The following is a 20,500-nucleotide window of genomic DNA, read 5'->3' on the forward strand; positions in this document are numbered from 1 at the left end:
TAGGAAATGAAGAGGTTGATTTTTAATGCAGACGTAGGTGAAGAGGCTGGTTTTGATGAACAAATCATGCCATATATATCTTGGTGTAATATTAGCTGCGGGAGTCATGCTGGTAATGAAAAGGTGATAAGGAAAACAGTTGAACTTGCTTTGAAGCATGAAGTGAAAATAGGGGCACATCCATCGTATCCAGATCGAGAAAATTTTGGTAGAATATCTATGACTTTTTCAAAAGATGATCTGGTGGAAGAATTATCAAGACAGGTGAAGTTGGTGAAAAATATTGTTGAAGATTGTGGTGGAGAGTTGCATCATGTTAAACCACATGGGGCGCTTTATAATGATGCAGTGAAAAATCGTGATGTTGCCACAGCTATTGTTAGTGTAGTTAAAAATATCGATGAAAGTTTAGTTGTTTTAACGCAAAGAAACTCTAGATTATCGGTCTCTGCTGAAGGTGTTTTGTTGGTGAAAAATGAAGTGTTTGCAGATAGGAATTATAATGCGGATTTGACCTTGGTGTCACGTCAAAAAAAAGATGCTGTTATCACCGACCCAAACAAAGTTTTTGAGCATGTGTATAAAATGGTTTCTAAAGGGGAAATTACAACTATAGGAGGGGAGGATTTAGCTGTTGATTTTGATACTATTTGTGTTCATGGGGATAACCCAAAATCTGTAGATATATTAAAATTTTTACATGCAAAATTTTCTCAATTGAATTATGTTTTTAGATAGGGTTTATGAAGTTTGAATTACGGTATAGGCAGTATAATGAAAAGTCAATTCTGATAGAATGGCCTGCAAAAATCAGTGAAAAAACCTTAAAAGACCAGCTCTATTATAAAAAAAATATAGAAAAATACTGTGATAAACTAATTGTTGAGGTAATCTTATCATATAACTCGATGTTAATTTGTTATATGTCTACTATAGAAGATGTCTATAGCGAGGTTTTGGTGTTAAGATCATTGTATGATGACTCTTCTTCTCTAGGAGTGTCTAAAAAAAGACTTTGGAAAATTCCTGTTTGCTACTCTGCTTCGTTAGCGCCAGATCTTGAAAGTTTTGCCGAAACAAAATCACTTAGCGTAGATCAAGTAATTCAACTGCATACGGGTAATGTGTATACGGTATTTTTCTTAGGGTTCTTACCTGGTTTTTGTTATCTCGGTGGATTAGACGAAAAGTTGTTTTTGGATCGTAAAAAATCACCTTCTTTGACAGTTGAAAAAGGTGCTGTGGCTATTGGTGGAAGTCAGACAGGTATATATCCACAAGATAGTCCTGGAGGCTGGCATGTTATTGGTAAATCCCCGTTGAGTTTTTTCGATGTTAAAAAGGAAAATCCTGTCTTCGTTAGATGTGGAGATTGTATTCAATTTGTATCGATAGAAGAAAAAATTTATAACGATATAAGTGCTAAAGTAGAAATGAATAATTTTGATTTAAATCCTAATTTTTTATGATGGGCATTGTAGAAATTTTGAATTCAGGATTTTATTCATCTATTCAGGATAGAGGGCGTCTGGGTTATGGAGAGATGGGTGTGCCAAAAAGTGGAGCAATGGATCAAAGCGCATACGATTTTGCAAATTTACTTTTAAATAATGATGAAGATTGTGCTTGTTTAGAATGGGTTTTTAAACCTCCCGTTTTACGATTTTCTGAATCTACTTGTATAACGTTAACTGGTGCACAAACTGACTTTTTTCTGAATGGTAAAAAGATAGAGAATAATCGTCAGATACAGGTTTTTGAAAATGATGTTTTAAAAGGTGATTTTTGTAAGAATAAAAAATATGGTTATGTAGGAATTAAGAAAGGTTTTTTGTCTGAAGTTATATTAGGTAGTAGATCGTTTTATAAAGGTATTACACGCTCAGATAGATTGGCTAAAGGAGATGAAGTTAGTTATGAAAAGTGGGATGGCTATGAAGGTCATTCTGCAAAGGTTGCCATAAGGGAATCGAAGTATGAACCGACTATTATTAAAGTTTATAAAGGACCGGAGTTTGATCTATTGACTGAAGAACAAAAGGATTTGTTATTCACCTCTAAATTCACAGTTTCTAATGTAGCAAGTCGTATGGCAATACAATTGTCTGAAGTATTACCTAATTCGATCCCTTCTATGTTAACATCTCCAGTTTTACCAGGTACGGTGCAATTGACTCCTTTTGGGAAATTGATGGTGTTAATGAGAGATTGTCAAACTACAGGAGGGTACCCTAGGGTTTTACAGTTAGGTGAAGCATCTATAAATAATATCGCACAGAAGAGAACCAAAGAACATTTCTTTTTTAAAGAAATAGAATTTTAATAAGGCTGTGGTAGTAGGGGGAATTTCCCCTGTTTCGACAGGGGATAAATACCCTTTTTTACATTTTTTTAAGAAATGCTAACCTCCTGTACGTTTTATACTTATTCATTTTTTTTATGGTTTTGCTGCAAATGGGCATAAATAAAGGGGAGGGGAGTTTGTAAATAAGGCTTATTTTTAAATATATTAGCGGGAGTGAACTTAAAAAAATAAATGTTATGGGAAAACCCAAAAAATGCATCAGTATAGAAGATGCGAAAGAGCTTCAACAAGCGTGGTGTGATACCAGAACTCCGGAAATTGATAAATGTCTTGGTTTTGAAGATACTAGAGAGTTTTGGTGGAGTGTAGAAGAATTAATGGAGTACTTAAAGTACGTGAAGCGAAAATCTAGAAAGCAAGGGATTGATAATCCTGGAGTTAGAATTTATTTTGGAGCTTATCCAGAAACAAAGTGTAAAATGAATAGAGGGTATGCTACCGTATTTTTTGCTCCCACAGGTGCTCCTGCTGGAACAGGTAAAGATGGGGATAGCGCTCAAAATAATTATGATATAGAACCTTATAATTTTGGTGGTCTTGGAAGTCCTCCAGTTGTTTATTGAAAAATGACTTCATTTTTCAAATGAAATTATAAGTATGTTATACTATCAATTAATAATTAACCTTGTAGAAATTCTTGCTGCTATTGCAGGAACCATATATTTAAAAAAAGCGGAATACCGAGTAAGTAGAATGACTCGGTATTTTGTTTATTTTTTATGGTTAACGGTAGTCAATGAAATTGCTTTTGGTTGGATTCCATGGTTAATCAAGAATGTTGAGGGATTCAAATTCCTTAAGAATACTTTTTTACTAAATAATCTTTGGGCCTATAATATTTATGTAGTTGTAAATGCTTTCTTTTATGTGCTGTATTTTAAAGAAAATGTAAAAACTAAATTAGGGAATCAAATTCTTAACGTATCATTGGTTTGTTATTTGATGTGCTGTTTTGGAGATTTAATTTTTACAGATGTTTTTTTTAAAGGGCCTTCTTTTGTTGGACATATTTTAGGTTCTATTTTGATATTTTTGGGAATAATGTTTTATTTCTATGAAATTTTGAAAAGTGACAAAATCCTTTCATTTCATAGAGAATTACCTTTTTATGTTGCAATAGGTTCCTTGACTCTTCATTTGGTAGTGACGCCTCTCTTTATTTATCAAGAATATTTTGATTTGAGTAAGTCTACGAAATTTGTTGAAATTAGATGGATCATTTTATCCTGTGCTAATATTTTTATGTATACTTGTTATATTATTGGGTTCATATTATGCCGGAAAAACAAATCTTACTCATAATATATTTCGTTGTAATAATACTTTTTTTTATAGTATTCGGAATTATATTTTTTATTGCTTTTCAGCGAAGAAAAAACAAATTACTTCTTGAGAAACTAAAAGCAGAACAGCGTTTTGAAGATGAAATTTTCAAATCTCGTATTGAGATTCAGGAGCAAGCTCTTAAAAATGTAAGTTGGGAACTTCATGATAATATAGGGCAATTGTTATCTACCGCAGTGATGCAAATCAATATCTTAGGAACTTCAGTAAATGAAGAAGCTTCAGAATCTTTGCAAGACGTACGTAATCTGGTGGGTGATAGCCTTCAGGAAATACGAAACCTTTCTAAAACCTTGAATCACGAAGTTATCCAGAATGTCGGGTTAGAAAAATCTATTCAAGTAGAACTTCAGCGATTTGAGAAACTTAATTTTTTAAGTACTAGTCTAGAGGTGATAGGTGAAGAAGTGCATATTGATCCTAAAGACGAGATTATTCTGTATAGAATCGTACAAGAATTTTTCTCCAATACCATAAAACATGCAGAGGCATCCAATATAAATGTAAAATTAGAGTTCACATCCGACAACGTGATAATAAAAATACAAGATGATGGAGTAGGCTTCGATATGAATTCGGTTCAGGCAAATTCTGGTTTGCTAAACATGAAAAGTCGCGCCGGACTTGTAAATGCGACTTTTGAATATGAATCTGCTCCTGGAAAAGGAGTTTTGCTTATCTTGTCTTATCCAACAAAGCATAAGGATTGATTAAAAAATAATTCACATGAAAAAAAAGACCGTTGTTATTGTAGATGACCATTTGTTGTTTGCACAATCTTTAGAAAGTCTTATTTCTAAGCTTGAAGAATATGAGGTACTAGCAATCCTTAAGAATGGTAAAGAACTTACCCAGTATTTTTTGCACAAAAGAAAAATTCCTGATCTCATCTTACTCGATGTAAAAATGCCTGTGATGGATGGTATTCAGACCATGCAATGGTTAAAAGAGAATAAACCAGAACAAAAAGTATTAGCCCTTACCATGGAAGATGATGAAGAGACCATTATCAAGATGCTTAGGGCTGGAGCAAAAGGATATCTCTTAAAAGATATTCATCCTGAGAATTTCGAATTTGCTATGAAAATGGTAATCGAACAAGGGTTTTATTATTCAGGAAAAATAGAAAGTGCATTACGTCACTCTGGAGATTATGAGGACAAGAATTTTCATGAGAAGCTTACAGAGCGAGAATGGGAATTTTTGAAACTAGCATGTTCTGAACTTACCTATCGTGATATCGCGAAAGAAATGAATTTAAGTCCGAAGACTATAGAAAATTATAGAGAAACCGTTTTTAAAAAGTTACAGGTAAAAACAAGGGTGGGGTTAGTGATTTATTGTATGAAAAATAAACTTTTTAAAGTTGAATAGTGTTTCTAAAGAAAAAAATATATATTTGAACCTTTAAATGAAAGCAAAAAATATAAATATTAGTACTGTATCTATTGTCGAGGTGATTATTTCATCTTGAAAGGGATTCGGTATTTATAAAACATATATATAAAATCCCTTTACAATTTGTAAAGGGATTTTATAATTTAAGAGTATGAGTATAGTAAAAAACAATAGTATCAATGTCATTATTATTGTGGTGATTCGATCACCATAAAGAAGGGTATTGATATATGTTATAGTAAAAACTCCCTTCTTGATCGAAGGGAGTTTTTTTGTTTTAAAAAAAGAAAGAATAAATAAAATTAACAAGTAGTGATTGTAAATATTTTGGTTTTAAATACTTGATAATCAATGTTTAATAATGTTAGAATTGTTATTGGATGTTGTAAGGGTGTTGAATAATTTTTAAAGGTTTAACTGCAACGAAATAATTTTATATCACGGTTTGTTTTAGTTATTAATGATATGATAATTAAACCGTTAATTTTTTGAATAATTGTCAAAAAACACACATTTATAAAGAAATGAGCATAAATAAATATAGTAAACAAGTTACTCAAGACGATACACAACCCGCTGCTCAGGCTATGCTTCATGCTATTGGGCTTACCGACGAAGATTTTAACAAACCACTAGTGGGTATTGCAAGTACCGGATACGAAGGGAACCCTTGTAATATGCATCTTAACGATTTAGCAAAATTGGTAAAGCAGGGGACCATAGAGGAAGATGTTGTTGGATTAATATTTAACACGATTGGAGTTAGCGATGGAATATCTATGGGAACTCCTGGAATGCGATTTTCATTGCCTTCTAGAGATGTAATAGCAGATTCTATGGAAACGGTAGTGCAAGCTATGTCTTATGACGGAATGGTAACTGTAGTGGGGTGCGATAAGAACATGCCTGGAGCCCTAATGGCAATGCTACGATTAAACCGTCCTGCCATTTTGGTGTATGGAGGTACAATAGCTTCTGGCTGTCATGAGGGGAAAAAGTTAGATATCGTTTCGGCTTTTGAAGCATGGGGAGAAAAGGTAGCCGGTTCTATAACTCAAGAAAAATATAAGTGCGTTATAAAAAATGCTATACCCGGAGCAGGAGCTTGTGGAGGTATGTATACGGCAAATACTATGGCTTCTGCTATAGAAGCTTTGGGGATGTCCTTACCATACAATTCTTCTAACCCCGCAATAAGTAAAGAAAAGGAGGAAGAGAGTATAAATGCTGGGCGAGCAATGAGGGTTTTACTAGAGAAAGATATTAAACCTAAAGATATAGTAACCAAAGAGTCTTTAGAAAATGCTATACGACTAGTAACCATTTTAGGAGGTTCTACTAATGCAGTACTTCACTTTTTAGCTATTGCTAGAGCTGCAGATGTAGAATTTACCTTAGCAGATTTTCAGCGTATAAGTGATGAAACTCCGTTTTTAGCCGACCTTAAACCAAGTGGGAAGTATTTAATGGAAGATGTGCATAAAGTAGGAGGAATTCCTGCGGTGCTAAAGTATCTTTTGAAGAAAGGATTACTACATGGTGATTGCTTAACGGTTACAGGAAAAACGTTGGCAGAAAATTTATTAGATGTACCAGATTTGGCAGAAGGTCAAGATGTTATCAAACCTTTGGAAGAGCCTATTAAACCAACAGGTCATTTGAGAATTATGTTTGGTAACCTGGCAGAGGATGGCTGTGTTGCTAAAATTACGGGTAAAGAAGGATTAAGATTTACCGGAAAAGCCATTGTTTTTGATAGTGAATATGATGCTAATGATGGTATTAGAGACGGTAAAGTACAAAAAGGAAATGTCGTCGTCATCCGGTATGAAGGACCAAAAGGAGGACCTGGAATGCCGGAGATGTTAAAGCCGACTGCTGCAATTATGGGAGCAGGGCTCGGAAAAGATGTAGCCTTAATTACAGACGGAAGATTTTCTGGAGGAACTCACGGATTTGTAGTGGGGCATATTACACCAGAAGCACAAGAAGGAGGAGTAATAGGGTTAGTCAAAGACGGAGATACGATCACAATTGATGCAGAAACCAATAGAATTGAAGTTACTATTGATGATGCAGAATTGCAAAGAAGAAAAGAAGCATGGGTGCAACCTCCATTAAAATTTCAAAGAGGGGTACTCTACAAATATGCAAATACAGTTTCGTCTGCATCCAAGGGATGTGTGACAGACGAGTTTTAAAAATATAAGAAGATAATCCTCAAAAGAAAAAGGATTATAAACAAAACAAAGCGTATGGAAACACAAACGCAAGCGATAAAAAAGAAAACTAACATAGTTACCGAGCGTATGACAGGTGCCGAAGCAGTTATTCGTTGTCTTCTTGCAGAAGGAGTAGATTTAATCTACGGATATCCTGGTGGTGCAATTATGCCGGTATACGACGAGCTATATAAGTATCAGGATAAGTTACATCATGTACTTACACGGCATGAACAAGGAGCGACACATGCCGCCCAGGGGTACGCTAGAACCAGTGGTAGAGTTGGTGTAGCGATTGCTACCTCAGGCCCAGGAGCTACCAACTTTGTAACGGGTATTGCAGACGCTCAAATTGATTCTACTCCTATGGTATGTATAACTGGTCAGGTGGGATCACATTTATTAGGTTCTGATGCGTTTCAGGAAACTGATATTATTGGGATATCGACTCCTATTACTAAATGGAATCATCAAGTAACAAAGGCAGAAGATATACCTACAGTACTAGCAAAAGCGTTTTACATCGCTCGATCGGGTAGACCTGGTCCGGTATTAATAGATATTACAAAAGATGCTCAGTTTGGTGAGTTAGACTTCGCCTATGAAAAATGTAAAGGAATTAGAAGTTACATACCAGTTCCAGATACAGATCCCAATAGTTTGAAAGAGGCGGCAAAATTGATTAACGCAGCAAGAAAACCCATGATTGTTTTTGGTCAGGGAGTTATTTTGGGGAAAGCAGAAGAAGAGTTGAAAGATTTTGTCGAGAAATCTGGAATTCCTTCTGCATGGACCATTCTTGGATTGTCGGCATTACCAACTGCTCACCCTCTTAATGTTGGTATGGTCGGGATGCATGGAAATTATGGACCCAATAAGCTTACTAATGAATGTGATTTGTTACTCGCTATAGGTATGCGTTTTGATGATAGGGTAACAGGTAATCTTGAAACATATGCCAAACAGGCAAAAATCATACATTTTGAAATAGATCCAGCCGAGGTTGATAAGAATGTAAAAGTTGATGTGGCCGTAATGGGAGATGTTAAACGCACACTTGCTCAACTTTTACCTTTGATAGAACCAAATTCTCATCAAGATTGGTTGCAGGAGTTCAAGGATCATGACACTATTGAATTTGATAAGGTTATTAAAGAAGAACTATACCCTACAAAAGAAGGCCTTTCTATGGGAGAGGTGCTTAGAGGAATTAATGAAGAAACCAATGGAGATGCTGTTATAGTATCTGATGTAGGGCAACACCAAATGATTGCTTGTAGATACGCAGAATTTACGAAGTCGAAAAGTAATGTCACCTCTGGCGGATTAGGAACTATGGGGTTTGCATTGCCGGCTGCTATTGGAGCTAAAATGGGGGCTCCAGAAAGAGAAGTTATTGCAATTATTGGGGATGGAGGATACCAAATGACCATTCAGGAATTAGGTACCATTTTTCAAACCAAAGTACCTTTGAAAATAGTTGTGCTCAATAATGATTTTCTAGGAATGGTACGACAGTGGCAACAGTTATTCTTTGATAAAAGATATGCATCTACAGAGATGGTAAACCCAGATTTTGTAAAAATTGCAGAAGGATACCATATCAATTCGAAACGGGTAACACAAAGAGAGAATTTACAAGATGCTATTAAGGAAATGATAGAGAGTAAAGAGCCATACTTTTTGGAAGTATGTGTAGAGAAAGAAAATAATGTATTCCCGATGATTCCCACTGGAGCATCGGTTTCAGATGTTAGATTAGAGTAGTTATGGAAAAAGAAAATTTTACAATATCGGTTTATACCGAAAATAACATTGGACTGCTGAACCGAATATCGGCGATTTTCCTGAAACGTCATATTAACTTGGATAGTATGACCGCTTCGCAGTCTGAAATAAAAGATGTATTTCGCTTTACAATAGCGGTAAAAGTTACCGAAGAGCAGGTAAAGAAGATTGTGGGACAAATAGAAAAACAAATAGAGGTCATTAAAGCTTTTTACCATAAAGAGGAAGATATCATCTATCAGGAAACGGCACTATTTAAAGTTGCTTCTAAGCTATTGTTTGAAGAACGTCAAATTCAAAACGTCATTAAAAACAGTAATGCTAATATCGTCACGGTAACTCCTGAGTTTTTTGTTATTGAAAAAACGGGAAGACGAAGAGAGGTAGAAGCTTTATATAGAAAACTGGATCCTTATGGGCTAATGCAGTTTACCCGATCTGGAAGAATTGCGGTAACCAAGGAGAAAATGCATATCTCTAAAATATTAGAAAATTTTACAGAAGAAGCTGTGTAAGGGATAATAGTGACATCCTTTTTGTTTTTAACATCTTGATTTTGTCAAAAAGGTAATTACAAAAAGATATAGCGAATAGCCCGACCCGAAAGGGATACACCATAAAAAAGTAATCATATACAATCAAAATTAAAATCAAATTTCCGAACGGAAAAGACAACTAATTAAATAGGAAATGGCAAATTATTTTAATACGCTATCATTAAGAGATCAATTAACCCAATTAGGGAAATGTAGATTTATGAATGCTGAGGAGTTTTCAACAGGAGTTGAAGCTCTGAAAGGTAAAAAAATTGTAATAGTAGGTTGTGGTGCTCAAGGTCTTAACCAAGGACTTAACATGAGAGATTCTGGATTAGATATTTCTTATGCACTGCGTGAGACTGCTATTCAAGAAAAAAGACAGTCTTTTAAAAATGCTTCAGATAATGGTTTCTCTGTGGGAACTTATGAAGAATTAATTCCTAAGGCAGATGTCGTAATCAACCTAACACCTGATAAACAACATACTCAAGTTGTAGAAACGGTAATGCCATTTATGAAAGAAGGAGCAACTTTATCCTACTCTCATGGGTTTAACATTGTCGAAGAGGGGATGAAAGTACGAGAAGATCTTACGGTAATCATGGTAGCTCCTAAATGCCCTGGTTCTGAGGTTCGTGAAGAATATAAAAGAGGTTTTGGAGTTCCTACACTTATTGCGGTACATCCGGAGAATGATCCAAAAGGTCAAGGGTTAGAACAGGCAAAAGCTTATGCTGCTGCTACTGGAGGACACAGAGCAGGCGTGCTTGAGTCTTCTTTTGTTGCCGAGGTAAAATCGGATTTAATGGGCGAGCAAACTATTTTGTGCGGATTGCTACAAACCGGATCTATTTTGTGTTTTGATAAAATGGTTGAAAAAGGTATTGATCCTGGATATGCGTCAAAACTTATACAATATGGATGGGAAACGATTACAGAAGGAATGAAGTACGGCGGTATCACCAATATGATGGATCGTTTACCAAATATTTCTAAGCTTAAGGCATTTGATTTATCTGAAGAACTAAAAGAAATTATGCGCCCATTGTTTGAAAAACATATGGATGATATCATGACTGGTCATTTCTCTCAAACTATGATGGAAGACTGGGCCAATGACGACAAAAATTTATTGTCTTGGCGAGCAGCGACAGGGGAGACTGCTTTTGAAAAAACACCTGCTGGAGAGGTAGAGATATCTGAGCAGGAATTCTATGACAATGCAGTACTTATGGTTGCTTTTGTAAGAGCAGGAGTAGAGCTTGCTTTTGAAGCTATGACAGACTCTGGTATTATTGAAGAATCTGCTTACTATGAATCACTACACGAAACACCGCTTATTGCAAATACTATTGCAAGAAAGAAGTTATTTGAGATGAATCGCGTAATTTCTGATACAGCTGAGTATGGTTGTTACCTTTTTGACCATGCTTGTAAGCCTTTATTGACAGATTTTATGAAAAATATAGATACTGATGTTATCGGTAAACCTTATCATGCAGGAAAATTAAATGGAGTTGATAATGCCAAACTTATAGAGGTGAATGCTAAATTAAGAAATCACCCTATCGAAGTTGTAGGAGCAAGACTTAGAGCATCTATGACTGCAATGAAACCAATAGTATAACCAACTATTAATAACCAATGATTTTTTGTACGGCCGGATCTGTTAAGGTATTGAGATGTGTATTGTGTGACCTTCGATAGATCCTGGCTGACAAAAATAAGGAAGGAGAAATAAGTTATGAGTACAGTAACCACTGCGTACTTTCCAGAGCTAGAAGATATTCAAAAAGCCGCTTCAACAATTCATGAAGTAGCTATGGTTACCCCTTTGATGAATAGTATACGGTATTCAAAAAGGTACCAGGCCAATATTTTGTTGAAAAGAGAAGATCTGCAGCGCGTAAGATCCTACAAAATCCGAGGCGCTTTTAACAAAATTAGCTCCCTTTCTGAAGAAGAGCTTAAACGAGGTGTGGTTTGTGCAAGTGCAGGAAATCATGCTCAAGGTGTTGCTTTTGCTTGTAACCATTTAGGTATAAGAGGTACTATCTACATGCCATCGGTTACACCTTCGCAAAAGGTAGCGCAAACCAAAATGTTTGGAGGTGAGCATGTTGATATAATTTTAGAAGGGGATACTTTTGATGATTCTTCTAAGGCAGCTATGAAAGCCTGTGAGTTAGAAGGTAAAACTTTTGTACATCCATTTGAGGATCCTAAGACTATTGAAGGTCAAGGAACGATAGGTTTGGAAATATTTAAACAAAGTGATGTTGTTATTGATTATGTTTTTGTGGCTATTGGTGGTGGTGGATTGGCATCTGGCTTATGTGGAGCTATGAAAGCACTATCTCCTAAAACAAAAATTATAGGTGTAGAACCTAAAGGAGCGCCTTCAATGTTAACCTCCATAAGAAATAACAAAAACACTGAAATTTTTGATATTGATAAGTTTATAGATGGTGCTGCCGTGCAAAAGGTAGGAGATCTCAATTTTGAAATTTGTAAGGAACACTTGTCTGATATGTATACGGTGCCAGAGGGGCTTGTATGTCAAACTATTCTAGATTTATACAATAGAGATGCGATAGTTGTTGAACCAGCCGGGGCACTAACGCTTGCAGCTCTGGAGTTTTATAAAGATAAAATTAAAGGAAAAAATGTAGTGTGTATTATTAGTGGGAGTAACAATGATATTACTCGTACGGCAGAAATTAAAGAAAGAGCACTGCTATATGCGGATTTGAAACATTACTTTATAGTAAGGTTTCCTCAACGCGCAGGAGCGCTAAAACAATTTGTAGGAGAAGTGTTAGGACCAAATGATGATATTACCCATTTCGAATATTCTAAAAAATCCAGCAGAGAAAATGGTCCTGCCGTAGTTGGAATAGAATTAAAAGATAAAAACGATCTGGAGCCTCTCATTACGAGAATGAAAAAACTGAATTTCTTCGGTGATTACCTTAATGACAAACCAGACTTATTCCAGTTTCTGGTATAAATTTTAAGTATCATATCTTTCCATAAATCACTTTCAAACTATAATTTTTAAGGAAATATTATTATTTACAAGTAAAAACAATACAAATGTAATCGTTTGTTTGCTAACGCTTTACGTTTTTATTGATGAATTTTTAGTATAAAAAATTGTTAAAATGTGTTTTTTATCGATATATTCGTGCACTTTAACGATTAAACCTAAATCTATTATGAAAAAAATTTTATTACTAACAGCAGTTGCATTACTAGGATTAACATCTGTAAATGCTCAAGTTAAGCTTGGATTTGGAGTAGGGTACGCGATTCCTTCTGGAGATGTTGCAGATTTTACCGACGGAGGTCTTTCTGCACACCTAGAAGTTGGATATGGAGTTACCGATAATATTGATGTTTCTCTTATGTATTCAGGTGATTTCCTTGTTGGAGCAGACCTTGTTGATGGTGCTGGTCCAAGTGCAGAAATTGGTAATGTAGCAGTAGGTAGTTATATGATTAATGGACGTTATTACTTCACAGAATCTGGATTTAGACCATATGGTAGTCTTGGTTTGGGTCTGGCTACCATTGGAGCTATTGAAGTTGATGGTACTAATGCTGAGTTAGCAGCAAGTACATCGAACTTTGCGTTTCGTCCTGCGTTAGGATTTAAGTACGGAGTACTTAATGTAAATGCCACTTATTTGAATGCGGGTAAGACCGGAGATGCTACGGTAAGCGATATCGCTTTTAATCTTGGACTATTATTTACTTTTGGAGGAAATTAATAGAACAGTTTCTCAATAGGTAAAAAAAGATGATTACCTACATCATCCTTTTTATCATTACAATTTATACTAAAAGAAACCCCTCGTAACACAGTTACAAGGGGTTTTTGACAACAAAAGTGAAAATCAAACTTGTCAAGAGTACGCTAATGCTTATAGGTTTACTTACATAACAACACAACATATAAGATTAGTACGTTTTTTTGACATCTTTTATAATTTGCATAGAAATCTTAGTTAGATCAGTAATTTTTGCGTAATCGTAATTTCCATCTGCATTTTTAACGGTAAGTTTTGATCCCATACCTACGCAAAATGCTCCTGCAGTAAACCAATGTGTTAGATTATCTTTTTCCGGAGAAACTCCTCCGCTAGGCATGAGATCAGACCAAGGGCAAGGTCCTTTTATACTTTTAATAAAATCTGGGCCTCCTACTTGAGCTCCAGGAAAGATTTTTACAATTTCGGCACCAAGTTCTTCAGCATAATTAACTTCAGAAAGGGTTGCACAGCCTGGGAGCCATGCAATTTTTCTTCGGTTACATACTTTGGCAATTTCAGGATTAAGAATTGGAGATACTATAAAATTAGCACCATTCTGAATGTATAGCGCAGCAGTACCGGGATCTACAATTGAACCTATTCCTAGTATTAGATCTGGAAATTCCTGAGCCGCCCATTTAGACACTTCAGAAAATATTTCATGTGCATAATCCCCTCTGTTTGTAAACTCAAATGCTCTGGCGCCTCCTTCATAGCATGCTTTTATAACGGCTTTAACTATTTGAGAGTCTTCATGGTAAAATAATGGAACCAAACCTGTTTCTCCCATTTTTTGTACAACTTCTATTCTTTTAAATCTAGCCATTTATCTTACTATTCTACCGTTTAAATTACCGTTTATCACGTTTAATATTTCTTTTTCTGAGACAAGATTAGCGTCACCTTCAATAGTATGTTTCAAGGCGCAGGATGCGTTTGCAAACTGAAGTGCTTTTGTATCGTCGTAGTGTAACAGCCCATGAATCAATCCTGAGGCGTAAGCATCACCTGTGCCAATGCGATCGACAACATGAGTTATTTCAAATTCATCTGTTTCTTCAAATGTATCTCCATTCCACATTCTAGCCCTTATTTTATGCCAATTCGCATTTATCGATACACGAGTTTTATCAAAAATTTTGGCAATGTTTGGGTGTTCTTGAACAAGCTTTTTACTACTCTTCAAAAAATCCTCATTGGTATAGGAGTATGAGGTGCCTAAGAGTTCATTAATTTCATTAGGACCACCTATAAAAATACTTGATAGCCCTACTAATTCATTTAAGGTTTTTTTAGCATTTCTACCATACTTCCAAAGATTACTTCGATACGCTGGATCCGCCGAAATAGGTATACCTTTTTCATTTGCTATTTCGAGTCCTTTTTTAAGAACTTGATATGCATTTTCTGAAAGAGCTGGAGTAATACCAGTCCAATGAAACCAGTTGCAATGCTCAAGAATCGTATTCCAGTCTATTATTTTGGGATCGATATGACTAAAAGCAGAATTAGACCTGTTATACGATATGATACTTGAACGCATTACAGCTCCGGTCTCAAGAAAGTAAAATCCAAGAGGGTGTTCTGAAAATAGTATTGAACTAGTGTTTACTCCAAATTTTTGAAGATAACTTTTGGCAGCGTCTCCTATAAAATCATCAGATACGACACTCACATGTTGGGTGCTATTACCTAGTTGAGAAAGAGATATAGCAACGTTAGCTTCGGTACCTCCAAAGTAGTATTCTAGTTGATTTGACTGTTTTAGTTTTTTATTACCCAATGGAGCAATACGCATCATAATTTCTCCAAAGGTTACTACTTTATTCATTTTCGGGTTTTTTATAGTCGACTACCAATGAAAAATGTGTTTTAAGCTCATTTTTCATTGGTTTATATTAATACTTTAAATTTATAACTAAATTCCTAATGCTTGACCTCCACCAATTTGAATAGTCTCGGCAGTTATAAAAGCTGCATCGTCACTTGCCAGGAAGGAAACTACAGAGGCAACATCTTCAGGTTGTCCTAACCTTCCGAGAAGAATGTTATTCTTCCATGAAGCAAAAACCTCAGGTTTTGTTGATTTAATCTGTGCATGGAAAGGAGTATCGATGGTTCCAGGTGACACAGCATTTACTCTAATACCGTACTCTGCCAAATCTTTTGCCAAAGCCCTGGTAATTGCATGTACTGCAGCTTTTGAGGTCCCATAAATTCCAGCTCCAGGTCCACCAGCCGTCCATCCAGCATTGGAAGAATAATTTATAATAGTTGAATTTTCTCCTTTTTTTAGATAAGGTATAGCAGCTCTTGACGCAAAAAAGGTAGAATCGAGGTTTAGAGCCATTACACCCCGGTAAAATTCGGTAGTCATTTCTTCAAATCTAGATCTACCACCTAATCCACCTGCGTTATTAACTAGTACATTGATTTTACCATATTTTTCTCCTATAGCTTTTATACTAGTGTTAACAGCATCTTCATTAGTTACATCAAAACCATAGTATTCTGCTGTTATGCCCTCGGCTTCAAGCTCTTTTACTCTTTCAGCTCCTTTATCATCTTCTATACCATTCAAGATTACAGTAAACCCGTCTTTACCTAATCTATTTGCTACACCGAAACCAATTCCACCGGTAGCCCCGGTTACTATGGCTACTTTTCCATTTAAGTTCATTTTCTAATAATTTATTTTAGTTGTTTTATTTTTCTTCTTTTAAAGGTTTTATCTCTTTGATTAATACGAATATTGATAATACCGCCAATGGTGCTAAAACAGCCAGTATAATAAAAGCTGGAGTGTAAGACACTTTGGTTATTTTGGGTATGATGAAGTTCATAATTGCCACCGAAATAGCTCCAATGGTTCCTGCCAGACCTGCAAGAGCCCCTACAGATTTACTCTTTAATAAATCACTTGATAGTGTTTGAATATTACTAATAGAAAACTGGAAACCAAATAATACGATAAATACGAAGGAGACAAACTTCATAGGAGTATCTGCAAATAGAATGGCACCTAAAATGGCAACAAAAATAATAGCTCCTCCCATAGCGATCACACGTTTTCTGGCTTTATCAAGACTTAATGATCTCATTAATCTTTGTACATACCATCCACCTGCAATACTACCAATGGCAGCGCCTACATATGGGAACCACGCATAAAGTCCTATTTCTTTTACATTAAAGCCATATACTTTGTTTAGGTAGATAGGCATCCAAAAAACGAATAACCACCAGATTGGTTCTATAAAGAAACGTGAAGCAAGTATACCCCATGCTTCTTTAAATTGAAGTATTTTAAATAGAGGTAACCCTTTATCTGTTTCGCCTTGTTTTGTAGTCTCTTGGTCTGATAAGATATAATCTTTTTCTTTATCTGTAATCCAAGGATGTTGTTTGGGTTGTTTTTTATTGAATACTAACCAGGGAATAATCCATATGAACCCGATTACACCGATGATAATAAATGTCCATCTCCAACCATATGCTCCAAAAAGTTCAGCGATGGTTGGTGCGGCCACAATCGATCCTATAGCAGCTCCAGCATTGAATATTCCCTGAGCTACAGCTCTTTCTTTAATAGGGAACCACTCGGCATTGTTTTTCACTGCTCCTGGCCAATTTCCTGCTTCTGAGACTCCTAATATACCTCTATACAAACCTAAGGAAGCTAGTCCTCTAGCAAAAAAGTGTAGTAATGAAGCTAAAGACCAGAAGAATATGGATAAGACAAATCCAATTTTGGTGCCAACTTTGTCATAAACCCAACCTGAGATGAATTTTCCGGCGGCATAGGTAATGGTGAAAATATTGATAATCCAGGCATAATCTTCTTCTGTAAGCCCTAAATCTTTTTTCATTTCTGGCCACATGATTCCTAGAGCAGATCTATCAATGTAATTGATAATGGTTGCTAGACATACCAGCCCAATAATCCACCATCGTAATCCTTTTATTTTCATAGTTTTGTTGAGTTATAATAGAGATAATAAGAAATATGACGATCAAATAGATACGTATCTAGAATTCAAATTTTTAATACAAAAACCAATGATAAGTAGTAGTAGAGGACAAGCCATTGTCTGCATCCTTTTTTCTCTTTATATGATCTAAGTACTATCCCTCCTAATTTTTTTAATAGAAGATAAAAGCGTGCAATTTTACCTTCTTTGGTTGTTAATTATTTTTGGTTATAGCAATATTGATATAGTATTTTAAAATGTGCTTTCATTTTTTCTTTGGCCAGTTTTGGGTCTTGACTTCGAATTGCAGCATATATGTCTGTATGTTCCTGAATACCCAAAAAAGCCTGGTTTTTGTCACAAACATGATACTTTTCAAAATTTGTAATAATACCCGGTGTAATGATTAGCATGAATGTATTCATTGAACTGTTTCCGCTTGCTTTTGCGATAGCTAAATGAAACAATAAATCCTCTTGTACGGCATCTTCTCCATTAATCACTTTCTCTGAGTAGGCGTCAAGAGCGTCTTTTATCTCTTGTAAATCTTCTTCCGTTCTACGCATTGCTGCAAGCTGTGCAGTTTTTAACTCTAATAAAATCCTGGTTTCAACCAAAGACTTAAAATCGGGTTCTTCTAATCTTAAAATATCTTCGATCATGCCATTCATGGCGGTAACGCCAATGTTAGCAACAAAAGTACCGCTTTGGGGGATGGATTCTAGAAGACCATAAAACTCTAATTTTTGAATGGCTTCTCTAATATTTCCACGGCTCACTTCAAATTTCTCAGATAAAGTCCTTTCTGAAGGAAGTTTATCTCCAGGTTCAAGATTTTTATGGTTGATCAAATCCCGAATCTTAGAAATTATTTTCTTTTGAATGTCGTGATTTTCATTTTTTAAAATTTCTAACTTCATGGTTGTTTAGAGTATTATCTAAATTGGTTAACCAGATTGGTTTTCCAAATTTATTAAATTTATCGTGTACTACAAAAGCCTTCTATATCTTTATTTTTAATTTTTCTTATTCATATTTTGGGTTTGTTACCCTTTAGTATAGAAAGGGTAACAAACTCAACATATTGGCTAATTCAAAACTATTTTCATTTAGTTTTTTAGTTGGTGTTAATGTGTTACCTCAAGGCTATAATATTTCACTTTAGCATAAGCATCGGGATCCTGAGTAGTGAGATAGTTGCCAGCTTTAAAGTAATTTTCAAATACACCCCATCTACTTATATTATGATCATCATAGGTTACAAATTCGTTGTTATTTAAGGCAATAATCATTTTACCTTTGGTAACCCTTACTTCCAAGGTGAATTTTTTGAAATCTACTTTTTCTTTAAATGTAAATCCTTTATCGTCGGTCCAAGAGTTCTTTTTTAGTATTTCTTTTTGCGACATACTAGGGTCTTTTAACACTTTTGTTTTTACCCTTATTTTTCCATCCTTCCAATAGATCTTCAATATTGGAGGGGCGTCATTGTCTTTTTTACCGATTAATGCCCTTTGATCGTTAGAAAGTCTACCATGAATTTGCATGATAATGGTTTTATGGTATTTTCCATTTTTATCTCTAGAGATATCACCCATTCGTAATTTCCCCTTCATTGTTCCTCCTTGTGCAAATGTCCAATTGGTATGATTATCACCTGGTACCATTTGTTCACGTAATTCAGATCGCGAATATTTGGTGTTTGCAGTTTTTGAATTCGGAAATGCATAAAATACGAGTGATCCATCTGTAGAATCATTATACATATACTTTTTTAGGATTTCATTATTTGCATAATCCAAAATTTCGGGAGGTGAAACTTCGTCTGGTTTACCTACCGGTAGTGTTACTTTCCAATTACTTAAGTCTATTTTAGGTAGCCTGTACTTCTTTTTCTTTTTCTTCCTTTCTTTTTTAACATTCAAATCTGTTACGCTACTACCCTGGGCCTGGGCAGTAGCATTAACAGATATAAATATTATTACCAAAAGGGGTAATATGTTTTTATGAATGTTTTTCATTTTCTCAATTACATTTTAATTAACAGCAGTAATGGTTACAGAATCGACGCGTAATTCTTCATCACCACTAGAGTAGCCATACATTGCAAAATCTGCAGGGTCTTCTGGTCCAGAATTTCCAATTCCTCTAATAAATAGCGCAACACTATCATTGGCACCAGAATTGAAGAAAAATGTGTATAGCCTATATTCTGTATTATTAGGGTTATCGACCACTTCAACCATCAGGTTATTGCCAGCTTCTTCAATTTGAGGAATAGAAGTATATCCAAAGTCATCCTGAGGAATTTCAACAGTGTCGGTATAATACACAGGGGTATAACCATCTACATAACCTTCTCCAGCCAAAACTCTCACTTCTAACTGAGTTGGTAAATCTCCTGTTTGATCTGATTGAAATTGTACAGGTATTTCAATTCTGTAATCTGCATTAGGAACAACAGCAAATTCCTGATAAGCGTGATCTGGCTCTGCATTATCTAGTTTAATAACATCTGAACCATTACCGCTACTAGATTCACCTTGTTCACCAACGCTCTTATTAATCCATCCAGAGCAAGTACAATCAGATCCCGACGATTTTGGGAGTCTGTTGAAATCAACATTTAGTAATACTGGATCTGGAACGGCCGGAGCTTCTGGTTCAATTAACTCTATAGTTTCTGAATATGTAGAAGTTTGACCTAAAGCATCTGAAACCGTTAAGGTAACAGTATACGAACCTTCTCCCGGATAGGTGTTTACAGGATCTATTTCGGTTGAAGTATTTCCATCTCCTAAATCCCAGCTGTATGAGGTTGCATTATCTGATTGATTTGCAAATGTTACCTGAGTAAAGGTTTCGATTTCTACACCATTGGTAAAAGTGAAAAATGCATTTGGAGGAGTCTCATCTGCAATCGAGTTTGCTTCGGGCAATTCGTCTACGAACTCACAAGAAAGAAATATCATTGTACAAACCAGAAGTATAGCCTTACTGGTTTTTGATATTAGTCCTTTGTTTAAACTTATTTTTTTCATGACATTACTGTTTTTTC

At 35.4% G+C, this 20,500-nt stretch carries 20 protein-coding genes; 13 read left to right on the top strand and 7 right to left on the bottom strand.

What is annotated here, in order from left to right:
* Positions 1-6: 6 nt before the first annotated feature.
* The 13 genes from pxpA to M0D21_RS17580 all read left to right on the top strand — a co-directional run bounded on the left by pxpA (position 7) and on the right by M0D21_RS17580 (position 13,429).
* Positions 7-738 (top strand): 5-oxoprolinase subunit PxpA, encoded by a 732-nt coding sequence (gene pxpA, locus M0D21_RS17520; RefSeq protein ID WP_248331987.1) that lies wholly within the window; start codon positions 7-9, stop codon positions 736-738.
* 5 nt (positions 739-743) lie between these two features.
* Positions 744-1,469 carry a 5-oxoprolinase subunit PxpB gene (pxpB, locus tag M0D21_RS17525; RefSeq protein WP_248331989.1) on the top strand — a complete coding sequence of 242 codons (726 nt, stop codon included), beginning with the start codon at positions 744-746 and terminating at the stop codon, positions 1,467-1,469.
* A complete protein-coding gene (locus tag M0D21_RS17530) occupies positions 1,466-2,323 on the top strand; it encodes a 5-oxoprolinase subunit C family protein (RefSeq protein WP_248331990.1) in 858 nt (285 codons plus the stop codon). The genes pxpB and M0D21_RS17530 overlap by 4 nt, the downstream gene beginning before the upstream one ends.
* Before the next feature lie 218 nt (positions 2,324-2,541).
* Complete coding sequence (locus M0D21_RS17535; protein ID WP_248331991.1) at positions 2,542-2,928, top strand: hypothetical protein; 387 nt, start codon at positions 2,542-2,544, stop codon at positions 2,926-2,928.
* 34 nt (positions 2,929-2,962) lie between these two features.
* Complete coding sequence (locus M0D21_RS17540; protein WP_248331992.1) at positions 2,963-3,667, top strand: hypothetical protein; 705 nt, start codon at positions 2,963-2,965, stop codon at positions 3,665-3,667.
* Complete coding sequence (locus tag M0D21_RS17545) at positions 3,640-4,419, top strand: sensor histidine kinase (RefSeq protein WP_248331993.1); 780 nt, start codon at positions 3,640-3,642, stop codon at positions 4,417-4,419. The genes M0D21_RS17540 and M0D21_RS17545 overlap by 28 nt, the downstream gene beginning before the upstream one ends.
* 16 nt (positions 4,420-4,435) lie before the next feature.
* On the top strand, positions 4,436-5,083 hold the full coding sequence (locus tag M0D21_RS17550) for a response regulator (RefSeq protein ID WP_248331994.1): 648 nt from the start codon (positions 4,436-4,438) through the stop codon (positions 5,081-5,083).
* Positions 5,084-5,631: 548 nt separating this feature from the next.
* Positions 5,632-7,308, top strand: a complete 1,677-nt coding sequence (gene ilvD, locus M0D21_RS17555) for a dihydroxy-acid dehydratase (protein ID WP_248331995.1) — start codon at positions 5,632-5,634, stop codon at positions 7,306-7,308.
* Positions 7,309-7,362: 54 nt separating this feature from the next.
* The gene (gene ilvB, locus M0D21_RS17560; RefSeq protein WP_248331996.1) at positions 7,363-9,096 is read left to right on the top strand and encodes a biosynthetic-type acetolactate synthase large subunit; all 1,734 of its coding nucleotides are present in this window, start codon (positions 7,363-7,365) and stop codon (positions 9,094-9,096) included.
* Between the two features lie 2 nt (positions 9,097-9,098).
* Complete coding sequence (gene ilvN / locus M0D21_RS17565) at positions 9,099-9,632, top strand: acetolactate synthase small subunit (protein WP_248331997.1); 534 nt, start codon at positions 9,099-9,101, stop codon at positions 9,630-9,632.
* Between the two features lie 175 nt (positions 9,633-9,807).
* Positions 9,808-11,283, top strand: a complete 1,476-nt coding sequence (ilvC, locus tag M0D21_RS17570) for a ketol-acid reductoisomerase (protein WP_248331998.1) — start codon at positions 9,808-9,810, stop codon at positions 11,281-11,283.
* Between the two features lie 117 nt (positions 11,284-11,400).
* The gene (gene ilvA, locus M0D21_RS17575) at positions 11,401-12,666 is read left to right on the top strand and encodes a threonine ammonia-lyase IlvA (RefSeq protein ID WP_248331999.1); all 1,266 of its coding nucleotides are present in this window, start codon (positions 11,401-11,403) and stop codon (positions 12,664-12,666) included.
* Positions 12,667-12,874: 208 nt separating this feature from the next.
* The gene (locus M0D21_RS17580) at positions 12,875-13,429 is read left to right on the top strand and encodes an outer membrane beta-barrel protein (protein WP_248332000.1); all 555 of its coding nucleotides are present in this window, start codon (positions 12,875-12,877) and stop codon (positions 13,427-13,429) included.
* 190 nt (positions 13,430-13,619) lie between these two features.
* Here the strand turns inward: M0D21_RS17580 and M0D21_RS17585 are convergent, their stop codons facing one another.
* The 7 genes from M0D21_RS17585 to M0D21_RS17615 all read right to left on the bottom strand — a co-directional run bounded on the left by M0D21_RS17585 (position 13,620) and on the right by M0D21_RS17615 (position 20,483).
* Positions 13,620-14,297, bottom strand: a complete 678-nt coding sequence (locus tag M0D21_RS17585) for a bifunctional 4-hydroxy-2-oxoglutarate aldolase/2-dehydro-3-deoxy-phosphogluconate aldolase (protein ID WP_248332001.1) — start codon at positions 14,295-14,297, stop codon at positions 13,620-13,622.
* Positions 14,298-15,302, bottom strand: coding sequence for a sugar kinase (locus tag M0D21_RS17590; RefSeq protein ID WP_248332002.1), 1,005 nt, complete (start codon positions 15,300-15,302; stop codon positions 14,298-14,300).
* Between the two features lie 87 nt (positions 15,303-15,389).
* Positions 15,390-16,151 carry an SDR family NAD(P)-dependent oxidoreductase gene (locus M0D21_RS17595; RefSeq protein WP_248332003.1) on the bottom strand — a complete coding sequence of 254 codons (762 nt, stop codon included), beginning with the start codon at positions 16,149-16,151 and terminating at the stop codon, positions 15,390-15,392.
* Between the two features lie 25 nt (positions 16,152-16,176).
* Positions 16,177-17,442: an MFS transporter gene (locus M0D21_RS17600; protein ID WP_248332004.1), complete on the bottom strand. Its 1,266-nt coding sequence runs from the start codon at positions 17,440-17,442 to the stop codon at positions 16,177-16,179.
* A gap of 218 nt (positions 17,443-17,660) precedes the next feature.
* The gene (locus M0D21_RS17605; protein ID WP_248332005.1) at positions 17,661-18,362 is read right to left on the bottom strand and encodes a FadR/GntR family transcriptional regulator; all 702 of its coding nucleotides are present in this window, start codon (positions 18,360-18,362) and stop codon (positions 17,661-17,663) included.
* 207 nt (positions 18,363-18,569) lie between these two features.
* Positions 18,570-19,463 (bottom strand): polysaccharide lyase family 7 protein, encoded by an 894-nt coding sequence (locus tag M0D21_RS17610; protein ID WP_248332006.1) that lies wholly within the window; start codon positions 19,461-19,463, stop codon positions 18,570-18,572.
* Between the two features lie 15 nt (positions 19,464-19,478).
* On the bottom strand, positions 19,479-20,483 hold the full coding sequence (locus tag M0D21_RS17615; RefSeq protein ID WP_248332007.1) for a PKD domain-containing protein: 1,005 nt from the start codon (positions 20,481-20,483) through the stop codon (positions 19,479-19,481).
* Between the last annotated feature and the right edge of the window lie 17 nt (positions 20,484-20,500).

This window comes from Aquimarina acroporae (assembly GCF_023195925.1).
Taxonomy (GTDB): domain Bacteria; phylum Bacteroidota; class Bacteroidia; order Flavobacteriales; family Flavobacteriaceae; genus Aquimarina; species Aquimarina acroporae.